This window comes from Ottowia massiliensis (assembly GCF_900240305.1).
Taxonomy (GTDB): Bacteria; Pseudomonadota; Gammaproteobacteria; order Burkholderiales; family Burkholderiaceae_C; genus Ottowia; species Ottowia massiliensis.
In genome coordinates this window covers 1,578,090-1,595,919 of record NZ_LT964854.1, presented here as the reverse complement: position 1 = coordinate 1,595,919, position 17,830 = coordinate 1,578,090, and the positions used below count along the sequence as shown (strand labels likewise).

Sequence of the window (17,830 nt, the reverse complement as noted above, 5' to 3'; positions counted from 1 at the left end):
AAATACTTGCCTAATTGAATCAAGGCATCAATTTGCCTTCAAGGAGAAAATCATGACATTGGTAGATTATTTTAAAAAAAAATGGGCTAAAAACAAATATTGTGCAATTTGGCTTTAACAAACAGCTAGGTCAAGGTGGGAATGGATTTGTTTACTCATTTTCATTCAAGGAAAAGAATTTTGCCATTAAATTCATAGCTCAAGCAGTAATTCAAGAAAAATTAAATAGATTCAAAGATGAGTATTTCTGCCATATCCAGATGGCAGCACATGAAAATATATCTCGAATCTATCATTATGACAATGTCTCTATTGATGAGATCAATTATTCGATTATTATAATGAAAGAGTATGAGTGCAATCTGGCATATTATAAAGACAGAACGCTACCCAAAGAAAATTTACTAGTCCAAAAGGTCCAGTTAGCCCAAAAGGTGTTCGACTCAATGCTAAATGCATTGGAACATCTGGAAGGATACAACATAATCCACAGAGATATAAAGCCAGAAAATATTTTTTATGACAAGGATAAAGATTTGTTTGTGCTAGGGGATTTTGGGATAGCTCATTTTAAAGAACAAGACTTTCCAAAGCAGGCGGAAAATACAACTCAATCAGAAAGGCTTGCAAATAGGCTGTTTTCTGCGCCAGAGCAACAGGTTGGAGACGCTACAAAGGTTAATTTCTCCGCAGACATTTACTCGCTCGCACAAGTTATATATTGGATATTCAAGGATTGTCCTCTTCAAGGATACGACATCTCTTTAATAAAAAATGATGAGAGCGAGGAGCAAATTGATTTTTTCAATAAATTTTTAGAGAGAGCTCTTCGACGAGAACCTCAAGAAAGGTTTCAATCAATAAAAGAAATTAGAGAATTTCGGAAACAAGTCAAATCTAAATTAGATCCACGCAAAAAAATATTCGATTTTGATGAAATTATTAGGGCCTCTTTGGCAAATCTAATCAATCCATATCCTGTTGGTCAATTAATTCATAAAGAGGATGTAAAAATTATTGATAACTTCATGAGACGATTAAGCAAAGATATACAACCCAATAAATATTGGGTGGTTTATGAGAAAGGAGGAGATCTTCCGTTGGAAGAAATTAAGACTCTTGAAGAGGAAAATGTAAGAAAACAAACAACAAAATGGATTTTGAATAATGAGGAGATTGATATATCCTCTATAATTTTTTACAGGAACAGATTAAAATTATATAAAAGTTTCGCAATTCTTTCTTTGAGGGGGTGCGATCCGTTTCCTTTGTCAAGAATAAATGGAGAAAAATATGATGGCGACTCAATATTGGAAGCTTATTTTGATAGGGAAGAAAAGAGATATATTCTACCTCAGGATATAGGGAGTGGGTATTATTATGATAAAGAGGGGAACTCTCAAAAAATAGATTCTGATAGATATGAACTTAGGAGAAGAAATTTTAAAAAAACAGCCATTCTCATAGTACTGCAGGGGCATGCCTCAAGCGGTAAGCTAGACAAAACTCCTGCCATCGATTTAATCGCATCTTCTATAGAAAATGATGAATTGACTCAAGAAGATATTGATATATTTTTGAAGGCAACAGACAATCATCACAACCCAGAATTTATGTATTTTGATTAAACAAAACAGCGGACTCAACACTGAGGCGCAACACCGCTGATGCTTGCTGCCCTACCATCGCCCCCTTTCACCAACAAAAGGAAGCAATATGGCTGATGTGACCGGGGCCTTTGAGCAGTGCATGGCGTCCAGTCCGCATGGGGGCGGCGCGCTGGATGCGCTGCAATGCGGCATCAATCTGGGCAATGATTTTTTGTGGACCTGGCTGGTTTACATGCTGCTGGGCGTGGGGATGCTGTTCACGCTGGGCACGGGGTTTGTGCAGTTGCGGCTGCTGGGGCGCAGCGTGCGCGAGATGCTGGGCAGCCGCAGCGATGGCGATGACGCGCACGGGCACGGCATCACGCCCTTTCAGGCGTTCGTGACGGGGCTGGCCAGCCGCGTGGGCACGGGCAACATCGCCGGGGTGGCCATTGCCATTTCCACGGGCGGGCCGGGCGCGGTGTTCTGGATGTGGATGACAGCGCTGCTGGGCATGAGTTCGGCGTTTGCCGAATCGTCGCTGGCGCAGCTTTTCAAGGTGCGCGACCACGGCAACCGCCAGTTTCGCGGCGGGCCGGCGTACTACATCACGCATGGCCTGCGCCAGCGCTGGCTGGGCACGGTGTTTGCGCTCAGCATGATTTTGTGTTTTGGCTTTGTGTTCAACGCCATTCAGTCCAACACGATCATCGAGGCGGTGAAATCGGCGGCGGGCTGCGCCAGCGGCAGCGGCGCTTGCGAGCAAGACTGGCAGGTGTACCGCCATGCGCTGGGCGCGGTGCTCATCATCATCACTGCGCCCATCATTTTTGGCGGCATTCGCCGCGTGTCGCGCATTTCAGAGGCGCTGGTGCCCATCATGGCGACGGCCTATTTGCTGATGGCGCTGTATGTGATTGCCATGAATCTGGACAGGGTGCCGCAGATGTTCGCCCTGATTTTTGACAACGCGTTCGACTTCCGCTCCGCCGCAGGCGGGCTGGCGGGCAGCGCGGCGGCCAAGGCCATGCAGCTGGGCATCAAGCGCGGGCTGTTTTCCAACGAGGCGGGCATGGGTTCGGCGCCCAACGCGGCAGCGGCAGCGGATGTCAAGCACCCGGTCTCGCAAGGAATGATTCAGATGCTGGGCGTGTTTGTGGACACCATCGTGGTGTGCTCATGCACGGCCTTCATCGTGCTGCTGTCTGACATGCCCGCCGATGGCACGCTCACGGGCATTCAGCTCACGCAATCGGCGCTGGAGAGCCAGGTGGGGGGCTTCGGGCAGTATTTCCTGGCGGTGGTGCTGTTCATGTTTGCGTTTTCTTCGGTGATTGGCAATTACGCCTACGCCGAGTCCAACGTGCAGTACCTGCACAGCCATCGCCTGACGCTGGCCATCTTCCGCATGGCGGTGCTGGCCTTCGTGTACTTCGGCGCGGTGGCCAAAGTGGGGCTGGTGTGGGACATGGGCGATTTGTCGATGGGCATCATGTCCTTCATCAACCTGGTGGCCATCGTGCTGCTGTGCCCGCTGGTGTTCATGCTGCTCAAAGACTATTCGGCGCAGTTGCGCGCCGGCTCGAAAGAGCCGGTTTTCCGGCTGGCGGCCCACCCGCAGCTCAAAGGCCGCGTGCCGCAGGCCGATATCTGGTAATGGCAGCCTGAGAGCCTGTGCCAAGCCACGCCCGTGGGCGCGAAAAGCGCGGCCTCGGGCGATCTTGGGCGTTGCAAACGTTTTGTCGGGCGCAAGCGGGCAGCAAGGCCCATCTGCGGATTGAAAAGTTTCCAAAAATAAAAGCAGGGGTTTGATGAAAAAACACCTGCATCCTTTTTGGTTCTGGCTGGGATTTAACAACGCCGTTTATTTCCTGATGCTATTTACATACTGCCCGGACTGAGCCGTTTTTCAAACGGCCTGACTTTGCCCGATATGCTGCCGTGCAATTAAGGCAGCGTTTATCTGCAAACCTATTTGGGTAACTTGGGTGCAGAGGGCAGGCGGTTTTATCTGTACCGCCAGATGGCCGCCGACATGGTTTATCCCGCGCTGTTCGGCTATACCTATCTTCGTCTGACCAGCCTGCTGTTGGCGGGAACGCGCCTTCGGGCATATTGAAAAAACGGCTGCTGCTGCTGCCCGTTGTTTCAGCGGTATTGGATTATCTGGAAGAGTTTTGCCTGATTGCCGTGGTTTCTGCCTGCCCCAAAGCATCGCAAATTACCGTCGCCGCTCCATTTTTACCGTTGTCAAATCTGCGGCGGGCATGCTGACGTTTGTCATGTTGGCAGTGCTGCTGTTGTGGCAATTGGCTGGCAGGATGCGGAAATCCTGACGAGGTCACCTGAAACCTAAAATAAGGAGAAACAGCATGCCACAAACCAAAATCTCCGCCGTCTTATTCCACTCTGATTCGCCGCCCTTTACGGCCAGGCTTCGAGCAAGGGTTGAAAGATTCTGAAAATCTGCGGCAGCCTGGGCGTGGGCGGCGGCTTCAGGTGCACTTGCGTTCTGCGCCGCACCTGTGTCTCTTGTTAAAAACAAGAGCAAATTTCAGGGGTAAAAAATACCGCTCTGCGCGCTTTCCACTAGGACGTCATGCTATTGATAAAGGAGCAAAATAACGCCCTTCGCTTCAGGCGGCTTTTGCCGCAGCGGGGTTGCCATTGCCGAAGCGGGCGGCGATGTAGTCTTCCACGATGCGCTGGAAGTCTTGCGCGATGTGATCGCCGCGCAGGGTCATGGCTTTTTCGCCGTCGATGAAGACAGGGGCGGCGGGCGATTCGCCGTTGCCGGGCAGGCTGATGCCGATGTCGGCGTGTTTGCTTTCGCCGGGGCCATTGACGATGCAGCCCATGACGGCGACTTTCAGGCGCTCGACGCCCGGGTACAGGTCGCGCCAGACGGGCATTTGGGCGCGCAGGTAGTCGTCAATGTCTTTGGCCAGCTCCTGGAAGGTGGTGCTGGTGGTGCGGCCGCAGCCGGGGCAGGCGCTGACGCTGGGCACGAAGGCGCGCAGGCCCATGGCTTGCAGAATTTCGCTGGCGACCAGCACTTCCTGCGTGCGCGCTTCGCCGGGCTGGGGGGTGAGGCTGACGCGGATGGTGTCGCCGATGCCTTCTTGCAGCAGGATGGACAGGGCGGCCGCCGAGGCGACGGTGCCTTTGGCGCCCATGCCCGCTTCGGTCAGGCCCAGGTGCAGGGGGTAGCGGCAGCGGCGGGCCAGTTCGCGATAGACGGCGATGAGGTCTTGCACGCCGCTGACTTTGCAGCTGAGGATGACTTGCCCGGGCGCCATGCCCAGGCGCACGGCCAGATCGGCCGATTCGATGGCGGAGGTGACGAGCGCCTCGTACATGACCTGGCGCGCTTCCCACGGCTGGGCGCGGCGGTTGTTGGCGTCCATCAGGCCGGCCAGCAGGTCTTGATCAAGGCTGCCCCAGTTCACGCCAATGCGCACGGGCTTGTCCCACTTGAGGGCGGCTTCGATCATTTGGCCGAATTGCTTGTCTTTTTTGTCGCCTTTGCCGACGTTGCCGGGGTTGATGCGGTATTTGGACAGGGCCTGGGCGCAGCCCGGAAATTCGGTGAGCAGGCGATGGCCGTTGTAGTGGAAGTCGCCAATGAGCGGCACGTCGATGCCCATGCGGTCAAGCTGTTCGCGGATGTGGGGCACTTCGGCGGCGGCCTCGGGGGTGTTGACCGTCAGGCGCACCATTTCGCTGCCGGCTTGCGCGAGTTCCTTGACCTGGATGGCGGTGCCAATGGCATCCACGGTGTCGGTGTTGGTCATGGATTGCACGCGCACGGGCGCATCGCCGCCGACAGTGACGACGCGCGCGCCCCAGCAAACGCGCGCCTGGCGCGAGCGGCGCGCGGCGGGCTGGACGATGGCAATGGGTTGGGCGGAGGCGGTTTCAGGCATCGTGGAAATCCGGCCTGGCGGCAGTGCGCTTCTGGCCGGTGAAAGCGGCAAAAGGGCCTTATTTCACTTCAAAGCGGGCCACACTGCCGCGAGCCAGGGCTTTGGCGTCAAACGGCTCGCCGCGCACGGTGACGCTGACGCCATCAACCTTGCCGATCTTCACGGCCAGCGGCAGCTCGCCTTCGGTCACGCTGGCCTGCTCGCCCGCCTTGAGGGTGCGGTCCAGCAGGTTTTTGCCTTTGGCGTCACGCACGCTCACCCAGGTGGACTGCGTGGCGGCGAAGGCGATGAATGGGGCGGCGGGCTGGGGCGCAACCGGCGCGGCTTCTGCGGCGGCGGGCGTGGCTTCTGGCGCTGCGGCAGGCGCAGAAAGAGCGGGCGTTGAAGAAGCCGGCGGCTCCGGCTGGAGAGGCGGCTGGGCCGCCAGCGGCGAGTCAGAGTGTTCGCTGACGGCTTCCACCACCATGCCGGGCGCGGGGGCGTGAGCGCCGTCTTCGCGCGCGCCGTCCTGCGTGGTTTCCGCCGGGGCGTTGAGCCGGATGGGCAGCGTGGGCAGCAAAGACAGCGCCGCCGCGCCCAGCGCCAGCAGCGCCAGGATGATCAGCACCGGGCGGCTGAACAAGTGCGACAGCAGCGATGCGGGCCGGTCGCTGGCGCGGTGAAACGGCGCATAGCCCGCATTGCTGGCGGGGCTGTACAGGCCGTGGCGCGAGGTGGGCATGCAGGCCAGCACGGCGGCGGCATCGCCCCCCAGGTGGCGGCAGATGGATGCGGCCAGGCCCCGGGCGAAGGTGATGTCAGGCAGCAGCTCCAGACGCCCGGCTTCCAGCGCCTCGATGCGGTACAGCGGCACTTTCAGGGCATTGGCGAGCAGGTCGGCGTCGATGCCAGCGGCTTCACGCACCTGGCGCAGCATCACGCCCGCGCGCACGGCGGGCGCATCGGGCGGCTCGGACTTGGCGGCCGGCGCGTCAGTCTCCAGCGGGGCGGGCGCGGTCGCCTGCTCGCGCAAAGGCAGCGGCGCCGGAGCGCTGTCGCGGCCCTGCCGTGCCAGCTCACTCATTGAAGCGTCCCCGCTCATAGGACACCAGCTGGCTTGAGCTGGGGTAGCGGCGGCGCAGCTGGTCGGCCAGTTGCAGCACGGCTTCCGTGTGGCCAAGCTGGCGCTCGATCTTGATGCCCAGCCATAGCGATTCAGCGTTGCCCAGTTCGCTGTTGTTCAGGCGGCGGATGTAAAAGCGCGCGCGCTCCAGGTCGCCGCGCAGGAACAGCAGCTGCGAGAGGTTGTAGCCGGTGATGGGGTTGCCAGGGTCCAGCTCGTAGGCTTTCAGCAGCGTGGCTTCGGCCTTGGTGCGGTCGCCCGCGCGGGCCTCGCAGATGCCCTTGGTCATCAGGGTCTTGGCGCGCTCCGGGTACAGCGGGTTGCTGACGGCGCGGTCGAACATCTGGCTGGCCTGTTCGTAATTTTTTTGCTGGCAGTACATCCAGCCCAGGTTGTGCAAGGTGTTGCTGTCGCGCGGATTGAGCGACAGGGCGCGCTGCAACTGGGCGCTGGCCATGGGCATGTCGCCCAGAGACATGTAAATGAGGCCTGAGAGGTTGTAGGCGTCCGGGAAGGTGGGGTCGATTTGCAGCACCTGCTTGAGTTCGCTCAGCGCCACGGCGGTCTGCCCGTTTTCAAAGTAGCTGGCCGCCAGCGCCAGGCGCGTGCGGGCGCGGCGCCGGGCGTCGGTTTCGTTGTCGGGCGTGATCAGGCCGGCGGAAACGGCGTCGTCCATGCCAGTTTTGCTGCCGGAAGTGGCGCAGCCGCCCAGGGCGGCGGCCAGCGCCAGCACAACGGCGGCCAGCGCCAGGCTGCGAAAAAGCGGGGAAGCGGGCATGGCATTCATGACAGAGGCTCCTTCAGATGAAATCGGCTGAGGCCGCCCGCCGGGCGGCGGCAGGCTGGGCGGCGGAGGGGGCGGCAGGCGTCAGGCGCGGCATGCGGTGCAGCACCACGGTGTGCTGGCGCGCCATGCGCTCGGCCACGCGGGTGCGGTCGCGTACGTCGCCCGCCAATTGGCCGCAGGCGGCGTCGATGTCGTCGCCGCGCGTTTTGCGCACGGTGGTGACGATGCCCGCGTCATTGAGCATCTTCGCGAACGCCTGCACGCTGGCCGCAGGCGAGCGCAGCAGGCCCGATTGCGGGAAAGGATTGAACGGAATCAGGTTGAATTTGCAGCGCAGCCCGTCGGCGGCATGGGCGCGCATCAGGGCGATCAGCGCCTTGGCATGCGAGGGCTGATCGTTCACGCCGTCCAGCATGCAGTATTCAAAAGTGATGAAGTCGCGCGGCGCATGCGCCAGGTAGCGCGTGCAGGCGGCCAGCAGCTCGGCCAGCGGGTATTTGCGGTTCAGCGGCACGAGGGCGTCGCGCAGTTCATCCGTGGGCGCGTGCAGCGAAACGGCCAGGGCCACGGGGCAGTCGGCGGCCAGCCGGTCGATCATGGGCACCACGCCAGAGGTGGAAACCGTGAGCCGGCGGCGCGAGAGGCCGTAGGCATGGTCGTCGAGCATGGTGCGCAGGGCGGGCACCAGCCGGGCGTAGTTTTGCAGCGGCTCGCCCATGCCCATCATCACCACGTTGGAAATCACGCGCTGACCGGTTGCCAGCTTGCGGCGCAGGAAATGCTCGGCAAACCACAGTTGCGCCACGATTTCGCCCGACGTGAGGTTGCGGCTGAAGCCCTGATGGCCGGTGGAGCAGAAGCGGCAGCCCACGGCGCAGCCCGCTTGCGAGGAAATGCACAGCGTGCCCCGGTCGTCTTCGGGGATGAACACGGTTTCCACCGCATTGCCGCCGCCCACGTCGAACAGCCACTTCACGGTGCCGTCGCGCGATTCGTGCTGCTTGATGGCGCGCAGCGCCGTCACGCTGGCGCGGCCCGCCAGTTTGTCGCGCAGCGATTTGGCCAAGTCGCTCATTTGCGCAAAGTCGCTGGCGCCGCGCTGGTGAATCCAGCGGAAAAGCTGGGTGGCGCGAAAGCGCTTTTCGCCCAGCGTTTCGCAAAAGGCGGCCAGCCCTTGCGCGTCAAAGTCGAGCAGATTGACGGTTGTTTCAGTCATGGGGCCAGCCGCTGCGCTTTGCCTGTTCAAGGCTTTTTTAGCGGGAGAAGATTTGCATGCCGGGGAAGAAGAAGGCCACTTCCACGGCGGCAGTTTCAGGCGCGTCGGAGCCGTGCACGGCGTTGGCGTCAATGCTGTCGGCGAAATCGGCGCGGATGGTGCCTTTTTCGGCCTTCTTGGGGTCGGTTGCGCCCATCAGCTCGCGGTTTTTGGCAATCGCGCCTTCGCCTTCGAGCACCTGAATCATCACGGGGCCGGAGACCATGAAGTCCACCAGATCCTTGAAGAAGGGGCGCTCTTTGTGCACGGCGTAGAACTGCTCGGCTTCACGGCGCGAGAGATGCGCCATGCGGGCGGCCACGACTTTCAGGCCGGCGCCTTCAAAACGGGCGTAAATCTGGCCGATGACGTTCTTGGCGACGGCATCGGGCTTGATGATGGAAAGAGTGCGTTCAATGGCCATGCTGGTTTCTCTGCAAAAAAGCGGGGCGCGGATACGCCCCATTAAAAATTGTTTATTCTAGAGGCGTGATTGTGTGAAGTCTTGCCAAGTCAAAGCGGGCCGTCGCGTGCAGACAGCCCGTTTTGCTTTGTAAACAGGAGCAAATTCAGGCCGCTTAAATAGCCTGAGGTCCTGGTAGAGACTGGAGAGCTTGCTATCGATTGAGGAGCGGGTAAAAACGGCCGCCAGCGCCGGACCTGGGCCGCCTCAAAGCAGGCTCTCAGGCGCTCACGCGCTCGATGTCCGCGCCTATGGCGCGCAGCTTTTCTTCCATCTGGTCGTAGCCCCGGTCCAGGTGGTAGATGCGGTCCACGCGCGTTTGCCCTTCGGCCACCAGGGCGGCGATGACCAGGCTGGCCGAGGCGCGCAAATCGGTGGCCATGACGGTTGCGCCCGTCAGGCTGGCCGCGCCGTCTATATCGGCCGTGCGGCCTTCCGCGTGAATGCGCGCGCCCAGGCGGGCCAGTTCGTTCACGTGCATGAAGCGGTTTTCAAAAATGGTTTCCGTCACCGCGCTGTGGCCTTGCGCCACGCAATTGAGCGCCATGAACTGTGCCTGCATGTCGGTGGGAAAGCCGGGGTATTCGCTGGTGCGGAAGTTCTGCGCCTTCAGATGCGCCGCGCCTTCGCTTTGCACGCGCAGGGCGCTGCCTTCGGGCGTGTTTTCTTCCTGCACGCGCACGCCCGCCTCGCGCAGTTTTTCCAGCACGGCGCCCAGGTGTTCGGCGCGGGCGTGGCGCAGCAGCACATCGCCGCCCGTGGCGGCCACGGCCACGGCGAAGGTGCCCGCCTCGATGCGGTCGGCCACCACGGCGTGCTCGCAGCCGTGCAGGCGCTGCACGCCCTGCACGCGGATGCGGCTGCTGCCGTGGCCTTCGATGCGCGCGCCCATGCGGATGAGCATTTCGGCCAGATCGGCCACTTCCGGCTCCTGCGCGGCGTTTTCCAGCACGGTTTCGCCTTCGGCCAGCGTGGCGGCCATGAGCAGGTTTTCGGTGCCGGTGACAGTGATCATGTCGGTGGTGATGCGCGCGCCTTGCAGGCGCTGGCGTCCGGCGGGCAGGCGGGCCTGGATGTAGCCGTGCGCCACTTCGATTTCGGCGCCCATCGCGCGCAGGCCGCTGATGTGCTGATCCACAGGCCGCTGCCCAATGGCGCAGCCGCCGGGCAGCGACACGCTGGCATGCCCCAGCCGCGCCAGAAGCGGCCCCAGCGCCAGAATGGAAGCGCGCATGGTCTTGACCAGCTCATAGGGCGCGCGCGGCTCCAGCGGGCCGGCGCAGTGAAAGCGCATGCCGCCGCGCTCGCCCACGGTTTGCACGTCCATGCCCATGCTTTGCAGCAGGCGGCGCATGGTGGCCACGTCTTGCAGGCGCGGCACGTTGGTCAGGCGCACGGGGTCTGTGGTGAGCAGCGCGGCGCACATTTCGGGCAGGGCGGCGTTTTTTGCGCCGGAGATGACGACTTCGCCTTGCAGGCGGCGGCCGCCGCGAATGAGGAGTTTGTCCATGAGGAGATTGATGCGGGGCGTGGCGCGGAAAAGATGCGGGCGGGGAGATTACTTCATCCCTGATGGGCATGCCCGCCTGGCCCGGCGACAATCCGCGCCCCATGCACGACTCCATACGCCAGCAGCTCGCACGGCGCGCCGAGCGCCTCTCCGAAATCGACTTTCTGCTCACGCGGCCCGACATCATGGCCGACATGACGCAGTTCATGCGCCTGTCGCGCGAGCACACCGAAGTGGGCGCCGTGGTCTCGCGCTGGCAGCGCTACGGCCAGCGCGAAGCCGATCTGGCCGCCGCACAGGCGCTGCTGCAAGACGCCGCGCAAGACGCGGAAATGCAGCAGATGGCGCAGGAAGAAATCTGCGCCTGCCAGAGCGAGCTGGCGCAGCTGGAGGGCGAGTTGCAGCGCCTGCTGCTGCCCAAAGACCCGGATGACGAGCGCAACGCCTTCGTGGAAATCCGCGCGGGCACGGGCGGCGACGAATCGGCGCTGTTCGCAGGCGATCTGGCCCGCATGTACACCCGCTACGCCGAAACGCAGGGCTGGCGCGTGGAAGTGGTGAGCGAATCGCCCGCCGAGCTGGGCGGCTACAAGGAAGTGGTGCTGCGCGTGGCGGGCGAAGGCGCGTATGGCCGCCTGCGCTACGAATCGGGCGGGCACCGCGTGCAGCGCGTGCCCGTGACGGAAACGCAAGGCCGCATCCACACCAGCGCCGCCACCGTGGCCGTGATGCCCGAGCCGGACGAGGCTGCCGCCGTCACGCTCAACCCGGCCGATTTGCGCATCGACACCTTCCGCGCCAGCGGCGCGGGCGGCCAGCACATCAACAAAACCGATTCCGCCGTGCGCGTGGTGCACCTGCCCACGGGCCTGGTGGCCGAATGCCAGGACAGCCGCAGCCAGCACAGCAACAAGGCGCGCGCGCTGCAAGTGCTGCAAGCGCGCCTGCAGGAAAAAGAGCGCAGCGAGCGCGCCGCCAAAGAAGCGGCCACGCGCAAGGGCCTGATTGGCAGCGGCGACCGCAGCGACCGCATCCGCACCTACAACTTTCCGCAAGGCCGCGTGAGCGACCACCGCATCAACCTCACGCTCTACAAACTGGCCGCCGTGATGGAAGGCGACCTGGACGAAGTGCTGCACGCCCTGCAAGCGGCCCGCGAGGCCGAGCAGCTGGCAGCGCTCATGCCATGAGCGGCCAGCGCATTGATTTGCTCTTTCTTTGATAGCGGGTTGCGCAGGTTCCACTAGGACCTCAAGGCTTTTAAGCCCCTTGAATTTGCTCCTGTTTCTGATTTGAAAGCGCCCGCTTGCCACGGCTTGCCGCCTGCTGCTGCGCCCAGGGTGCGGCGGCCCGCGCCCCGGATAATGGCCGGTTGCTTTTTTGCCGCCGATGACTCCGAAATCTCCTGCTTTTGCCGCCGCTGATGACGGCCTGCCGCTGGCTGCCGCCTTGCGCCAGCGGGCCATGCACGTGCGCGGCGCGCGCACGCACAACCTGAAAAACATCGATCTGGACATTCCGCGCGATCAGCTCGTGGTCATCACGGGGCTGAGCGGCTCGGGCAAGTCCAGCCTGGCCTTTGACACGCTCTACGCCGAAGGGCAGCGGCGCTATGTGGAAAGCCTTTCGGCCTACGCGCGGCAGTTCTTGCAGCGCATGGACAAGCCGGATGTGGACTTGATCGAGGGCCTGGCGCCGGCCATTGCCATCGAGCAAAAGGCCACCAGCCACAACCCGCGCTCCACCGTGGGCACGGTGACGGAAATTCACGACTACCTGCGCCTGCTCTACGCCCGCGCGGGCGTGCCGCACTGCCCGCAGCACGGCACGCCCTTGCAGGCGCAAACCGTCAGCCAGATGGTGGATGCCGTGCTGGCCCTGCCCGAAGGCACGAAGCTGATGGTGCTGGCGCCTGTGGCGCGCGGCAAAAAAGGCGAGTTCGCCGATTTGCTGGCGCAGATGCAGGCGGCGGGCTACGTGCGCTTTCGCGTGGGCGGCCAGGTGCTGGAAGCGGCGGACGTGCCCGCGCTGAAAAAGACCGAAAAGCACGACATCGACGTGGTGATCGACCGCATCAAGGTGCGCGGCGCGGGCGAAGGCGAAGCGCTGGCCCAGCAGCGCCAGCGCCTGGCCGAGAGTTTCGAGGCCGCGCTGCGCCTGGCCGGTGGCCGCGCCATTGCGCTGGAGATGGACAGCGGCCGCGAGCATCTGTTCAACACCCGCTTTGCCTGCCCGCGCTGCAACTGGGCGCTGGCGGAGCTGGAGCCGCGCCTGTTTTCCTTCAACTCGCCCACGGGCGCCTGCCCGGCGTGCGACGGGCTGGGCTGCACGGATTTTTTTGACCCGCAGCGCGTGGTGGCCTTTCCTTCGCTGAGCCTGGCCGGCGGCGCCATCAAGGGCTGGGACCGGCGCAACGCCTTTTACTTCGCCATGCTGGAGGGCCTGGCGCGGCATTACGGCTTCAGTGTGGACACGCCGTTTGAGGCGCTGCCTGCGCGCGTGCAGCAGGTGGTGCTGCACGGCTCGGGCGAAGAAGCCATCAACTTCAGCTACACCTTCGCTTCCGGAGAGCAGGCGCAGCGCACGGCGCGCAAAAAGCACCCGTTTGAAGGCGTGATTCCAAACATGGCCCGCCGCTGGCGCGAGACCGACTCCGCCGTGGTGCGCGAGGAGCTGGCCCGCTTGCGCAGCCGCCAGACGTGCCCCGAATGCGGCGGCGCGCGCCTGCGCGCCGAGGCGCGCTGCGTGACGGTGGGCGAGGGGGCGGACGCCCGCGCCATTCACGAAATCAGTCGCGCCACGCTGGCCGACGCGCAGGCGTGGTTTGCCGCGCTGCGCCTGCAAGGCGCGCGCGCGGACATTGCGGACAAGGTGGTGCGGGAAATCGGCAGCCGCCTGAAATTTCTCAACGACGTGGGCCTGGGCTATCTGAGCCTGGAGCGCAGCGCCGAAACGCTTTCTGGCGGCGAAGCGCAGCGCATTCGCCTGGCTTCGCAAATCGGCAGTGGCCTGACGGGCGTGATGTATGTGCTCGATGAGCCTTCCATCGGACTGCACCAGCGCGACAACGACCGCCTCATCGCCACGCTCCAGCACTTGCGCGATCTGGGCAACAGCGTGCTGGTGGTCGAGCACGACGAAGACATGATTCGCGCCGCCGATTGCGTGATTGACATGGGGCCGGGCGCGGGCGTGCACGGCGGCCGCGTGATGGCGCAAGGCACGGCGCAAGAAGTGGCGCGGCAGCCGCAGTCCGTGACCGGCCAGTTCTTGAGCGGCGCGCGCCGCATCGCCGTGCCCCGGCGGCGCGCCCTGCCGGCCTGCCTGCGCGAAGAAGCGGGCGGAGAGGCGGGCGAAGAAGGGGGCAAAGAGGCAGGCCAGCAGGCGGGCGGCAGAAAAGCGGGCGGCCAGGCCGCGAAAACTGCAAAAGCCGCAAAAGCCGACCGGGGCGCGCTGCGCATCGTCGGCGCGCGCGGCAACAACCTCAAAGGCGTGAACGTCAGCATTCCCATTGGGCTGCTCACTTGCGTGACCGGCGTTTCAGGCTCGGGCAAAAGCACTCTGGTCAATGAAACGCTGCTGGCCGTTGCCGCGCACCAGCTCAACCACGCGCAAACCGAAGCCGCCCCGCACGAGGCCATCGAGGGGCTGGAACACTTTGACAAAGTGATTGCCGTGGACCAAAGCCCCATTGGCCGCACCCCGCGCAGCAACCCGGCCACCTACACCGGCCTGATGACGCCCATGCGCGAGCTGATGGCCGAAACGGCCACGGCCCGCGAGCGCGGCTACGGCCCCGGGCGCTTTTCCTTCAACGTGCCGCAAGCCAGCGGCGGCGGCCGCTGCGAAGCCTGCCAGGGCGACGGCGTGGTGAAAGTGGAAATGCACTTTCTGCCCGATGTGTATGTGCCTTGCGACATCTGCCACGGCCAGCGCTACAACCGCGAAACCCTGCAAGTGCAGTGGAAGGGCCGCCACATCGCGCAGATTCTGGACATGACCGTGGAAGAGGCGCACGCCTTTTTCAAGGACCAGCCCGCCATCGCCCGCAAGCTGCAAACCCTGCTGGAAGTGGGCCTGGGCTACATCACCCTGGGCCAAAGCGCCACCACGCTATCGGGCGGCGAGGCGCAGCGCGTCAAGCTCGCGCTGGAACTCTCGCGCCGGGGCACGGGCAAAACCCTGTATGTGCTGGACGAACCCACCACCGGCCTGCACTTTGCCGATATCGAGATGCTGCTCAAAGTGCTCCAGCAGCTATGCGACGCGGGCAACACCGTCGTCGTCATCGAGCACAACCTGGATGTGATCAAAACCGCCGACTGGCTCATTGACCTCGGCCCCGAAGGCGGCGCGCTCGGCGGCAGCCTGGTCATTCAGGGCAGGCCCGAGGCCGTGGCCGCCTGCTGCGCCAGCCACACGGGCCGCTACCTGGCGCGAACGCTGGCGGCGGCTGGAGCGCCCGCCCAGGCCAAATCAAAAACAGGAGCAAATACAGAAGGCTGAAATGCCGCTTTGCGCCCGTTCCACTAGGACATCACGCTATTGATTCGGGAGCGAATATGCGGCTTTGGCGGCCTGTTCTGCTTCTGCGTTTCCGCTCCTTCGTTCCTACGCGCCTGCGGCCGGGCTTTGAGCGGCTTCATGGCGCGGCTTCGAGCGCCTTGAGGCCGGCCAGAATTTCATCGACGCCAATGACTTCGCTGAATACCTGGGGCGCACGGCCCTTGGCTTGCAGCACGTAGGTGGGCACGCCGCTGCGGCCCAGGCTTTGCAGGTGGGCGCTGATGACGGGGTCGCGCCGCGTCCAGTCGGCGCGGAAGGTGCGCACGCCGGCAGCGTCAAAGGCATCGAGCACCTGCTGGCTGGCGAGGGTGGTTTTCTTGTTGTATTGGCACGTCACGCACCAGGCGGCGGTGTAGTCGATGAAAACGGGGTGGCCTTCGCTGAGCGCGGCCTGCACGGCGGCGTCAGACCAGGGCTGCCAGCGGCTGCCCGCACTGGCCGCGTTGCCTGTTGCAGCGGCGCTTTCCTCAAGGCGGGTGACGTTGGGGCCAATGCCTGCCAGCAGGCCGATCAGGGCCGCCGCTGCAAAAGCGGCCAGGCCGATGCGGGCGCGCCCTTGCAGGCCCAGCGCCCACAGCAGCATGGCCAGCGCCACCAGAATCATCAGCAGTGCGGCTGCGCCGTTGATGCCGCTTTGCTGGCCCAGCACCCACAGCAGCCACGTGGCCGTGGCGAACATGGGAAAGGCCATGAATTTCTTGAACACCTCCATCCATGCGCCGGGGCGCGGCAGGCAGCGCGCCAGCGCGGGCAGCCAGCTGGCGGCCAGATACGGCAGCGCCATGCCCAGCCCCAGCGCGGCGAAGATGGCCAGCGCTTGCGCCGCAGGCAGGCCAATGGCCAGCCCCAGCGAGGCGCCCATGAAAGGCGCCGTGCAGGGCGAGGCCACCGCCACGGCCAGCACGCCGGAGAGAAAGCTGTCGATCACGGGGTTTTCGGCTTGCAAACTGGCCACGCGGCTGGGCAGAAACTGGCCGAACTCGAAAACGCCCGCCAGGTTCAGCCCCAGCACGGCAAACAGCGCCGCCAGCAGCGCGATGACCAGCGGCGACTGCAATTGAAAGCCCCAGCCCAGCTGCGCCCCGGCCGCGCGCAGCGCCAGCATCAGTCCGCCCAGCAGCACGAAAGAAAGCACCACGCCCGCCGTGTAGGCCAGCCCGCCGGCGCGCTGGGCGCGCAAGTTGTCGCCATGCCGGGCAAAGCCAATCACCTTGATGGCCAGCACCGGAAACACGCAGGGCATGAGATTGAGCACCATGCCCCCCAGCAGCGCGCCCAGCAGGGCAAAGAAAAACACGCGGGCCGGCACGGCGGCTGCGCCAGCAGGCGAAGAGGCGGGCGAAGAGGCGGGCGAAGAAGCGGGCGAAGAAGCAGACGCAGGAGCGGACGCGGCAGCGCCTTCTTGCAGCGCGGCAGCCATTTGCGGCGACACGCCGCCCGGCGGCTGCACGGCGGGCCACTGGCCCTGCACTTCGGCATGGGCGCGCCAGCTTTGCCCATCGGCGGCGGCCAGCAGCAGCGGCAGCGCAGCCGGGCTTTCAAGGCGGGTGTCGGCCACGGGCAGGCTGGCCGTCCAGACATCGCCCTCCCACTTTTGCGACCAGGTGGCGGGCGTCAAAGCCGCGCCCTCGCGCGCGGGTGACACGGCCGCCGTGATGATGTCGCCCGTTTCAGGAAACCACTGCAAAGGCTGGCCCTGCACGCTGGCGGGCAGGCCGCTGATGCGCATTTGCAGGCGCTGGCCGTCGCTGCTGAGCGTGGCGGTTTGCCCGCCAGACGGCAAATCAGCCGGCAGGCGGCCCAGCGCCTGCTCGAACGCCGCGCCATTGAGCGCCGATGAGCCGCGCAGCGGCAGGCGAATGGCGAAATCGCCCTCTTGCGGAATGCATTCTTGCTTGCACACCAGCCAGGAGGCATGCAGGCGCACTTCCATCGCCTCGGCGGCCGGGCCTGGCTCGAATTCAGGCGTGATGGTCAGCGGCACGGGCAGCAGCACCGTGCCCTCGTAGCCATAGTTCACCAGCGGCCCCAGCGGAAGGCGCTGCGGCAGCGGCCACTGGATTTCGCCTGCGCGCACGCCGGGCGGCAGCGTCCACTCCAGCTTGGTGGGCAGGCCCGAATCGCCCGGGTTCTTCCAGTAGGTATGCCAATGCGGCTGATGCTCCAGCCGCAAGCCCAGCCACACGGGGCGGCGGGCGGCGTTCGCTGCTTCCGCCGCCTCTGCGCCCACGGGCACGCCCTGCGGCGCGTAAGCCAGCAGCTGCGCGCGCACTTGCGGCGTGGCCACCTCATCGTCAGGCGCGCCGCTGGCCAGCACATTCAGCCCCGCCACCTGTGCGGGCGCGGCCGCCGAAAAAGCCGCCGCCAGCAGGGCGGGCAGCCAATGGCGCATGAAACGAAGGCGAGACAAAAGCGGCGCAGCAAAAGACATGGCGAAAAAAGAAACAGTCGAATACAAAAAGCGGCGTTCTGAGCGAAAACCGGCGGGCAGGTTCCATCCGCCAGGCCCATTTTGCAAGCAGCAGCCTGTGGCTTTGCTCCAGGTAAAGAACGCGGCAGGCTGGCGGCGCGGGCCGGTCTGATGCGAAACCGCCGCCTCGCCGCGCCACCAGCCTGCCGCGTTCTTTACCTG

At 63.2% G+C, this 17,830-nt stretch carries 12 protein-coding genes; 5 read left to right on the top strand and 7 right to left on the bottom strand.

The window, feature by feature from the left end; all coding sequences use genetic code 11:
• Positions 1 to 101 precede the first annotated feature (101 nt).
• The 3 genes from C1720_RS07245 to C1720_RS13680 all read left to right on the top strand — a co-directional run bounded on the left by C1720_RS07245 (position 102) and on the right by C1720_RS13680 (position 3,863).
• Positions 102 to 1,628 carry a protein kinase domain-containing protein gene (locus tag C1720_RS07245; protein ID WP_158241662.1) on the top strand — a complete coding sequence of 509 codons (1,527 nt, stop codon included), beginning with the start codon at positions 102 to 104 and terminating at the stop codon, positions 1,626 to 1,628.
• Between the two features lie 88 nt (positions 1,629 to 1,716).
• Entirely contained in the window at positions 1,717 to 3,246 is a 1,530-nt protein-coding gene (locus C1720_RS07240) for an alanine/glycine:cation symporter family protein (RefSeq protein ID WP_233199854.1), read from the top strand.
• A 458-nt stretch (positions 3,247 to 3,704) separates the two neighbouring features.
• On the top strand, positions 3,705 to 3,863 hold the full coding sequence (locus C1720_RS13680; RefSeq protein WP_158241661.1) for a hypothetical protein: 159 nt from the start codon (positions 3,705 to 3,707) through the stop codon (positions 3,861 to 3,863).
• Positions 3,864 to 4,225: 362 nt separating this feature from the next.
• Here C1720_RS13680 and ispG read toward each other — a convergent pair whose 3' ends face one another.
• The 6 genes from ispG to murA form a co-directional block, all read right to left on the bottom strand.
• Entirely contained in the window at positions 4,226 to 5,515 is a 1,290-nt protein-coding gene (gene ispG / locus C1720_RS07235; protein ID WP_102283741.1) for a flavodoxin-dependent (E)-4-hydroxy-3-methylbut-2-enyl-diphosphate synthase, read from the bottom strand.
• 58 nt (positions 5,516 to 5,573) lie between these two features.
• The gene (locus tag C1720_RS07230) at positions 5,574 to 6,578 is read right to left on the bottom strand and encodes a helix-turn-helix domain-containing protein (RefSeq protein ID WP_158241660.1); all 1,005 of its coding nucleotides are present in this window, start codon (positions 6,576 to 6,578) and stop codon (positions 5,574 to 5,576) included.
• On the bottom strand, positions 6,571 to 7,404 hold the full coding sequence (pilW, locus tag C1720_RS07225; RefSeq protein WP_233199851.1) for a type IV pilus biogenesis/stability protein PilW: 834 nt from the start codon (positions 7,402 to 7,404) through the stop codon (positions 6,571 to 6,573). Before pilW ends, C1720_RS07230 begins: the two co-directional genes overlap by 8 nt.
• 13 nt (positions 7,405 to 7,417) lie before the next feature.
• Complete coding sequence (rlmN, locus tag C1720_RS07220; protein WP_102283739.1) at positions 7,418 to 8,620, bottom strand: dual-specificity RNA methyltransferase RlmN; 1,203 nt, start codon at positions 8,618 to 8,620, stop codon at positions 7,418 to 7,420.
• Between the two features lie 37 nt (positions 8,621 to 8,657).
• Positions 8,658 to 9,083 carry a nucleoside-diphosphate kinase gene (gene ndk, locus C1720_RS07215; RefSeq protein ID WP_050714966.1) on the bottom strand — a complete coding sequence of 142 codons (426 nt, stop codon included), beginning with the start codon at positions 9,081 to 9,083 and terminating at the stop codon, positions 8,658 to 8,660.
• 259 nt (positions 9,084 to 9,342) lie between these two features.
• A complete protein-coding gene (murA, locus tag C1720_RS07210) occupies positions 9,343 to 10,632 on the bottom strand; it encodes a UDP-N-acetylglucosamine 1-carboxyvinyltransferase (RefSeq protein WP_102283738.1) in 1,290 nt (429 codons plus the stop codon).
• Between the two features lie 101 nt (positions 10,633 to 10,733).
• Here murA and prfA point away from each other — a divergent pair, with 101 nt between their 5' ends.
• Positions 10,734 to 11,822 carry a peptide chain release factor 1 gene (prfA, locus tag C1720_RS07205; protein WP_102284562.1) on the top strand — a complete coding sequence of 363 codons (1,089 nt, stop codon included), beginning with the start codon at positions 10,734 to 10,736 and terminating at the stop codon, positions 11,820 to 11,822.
• Between the two features lie 199 nt (positions 11,823 to 12,021).
• Positions 12,022 to 15,138, top strand: coding sequence for an excinuclease ABC subunit UvrA (gene uvrA, locus C1720_RS07200; RefSeq protein ID WP_102283737.1), 3,117 nt, complete (start codon positions 12,022 to 12,024; stop codon positions 15,136 to 15,138).
• A gap of 136 nt (positions 15,139 to 15,274) precedes the next feature.
• On the opposite strand, the gene C1720_RS07195 is transcribed toward uvrA, so the two are convergent.
• Positions 15,275 to 17,629 (bottom strand): protein-disulfide reductase DsbD family protein, encoded by a 2,355-nt coding sequence (locus C1720_RS07195; RefSeq protein WP_233199849.1) that lies wholly within the window; start codon positions 17,627 to 17,629, stop codon positions 15,275 to 15,277.
• Positions 17,630 to 17,830: the final 201 nt, after the last annotated feature.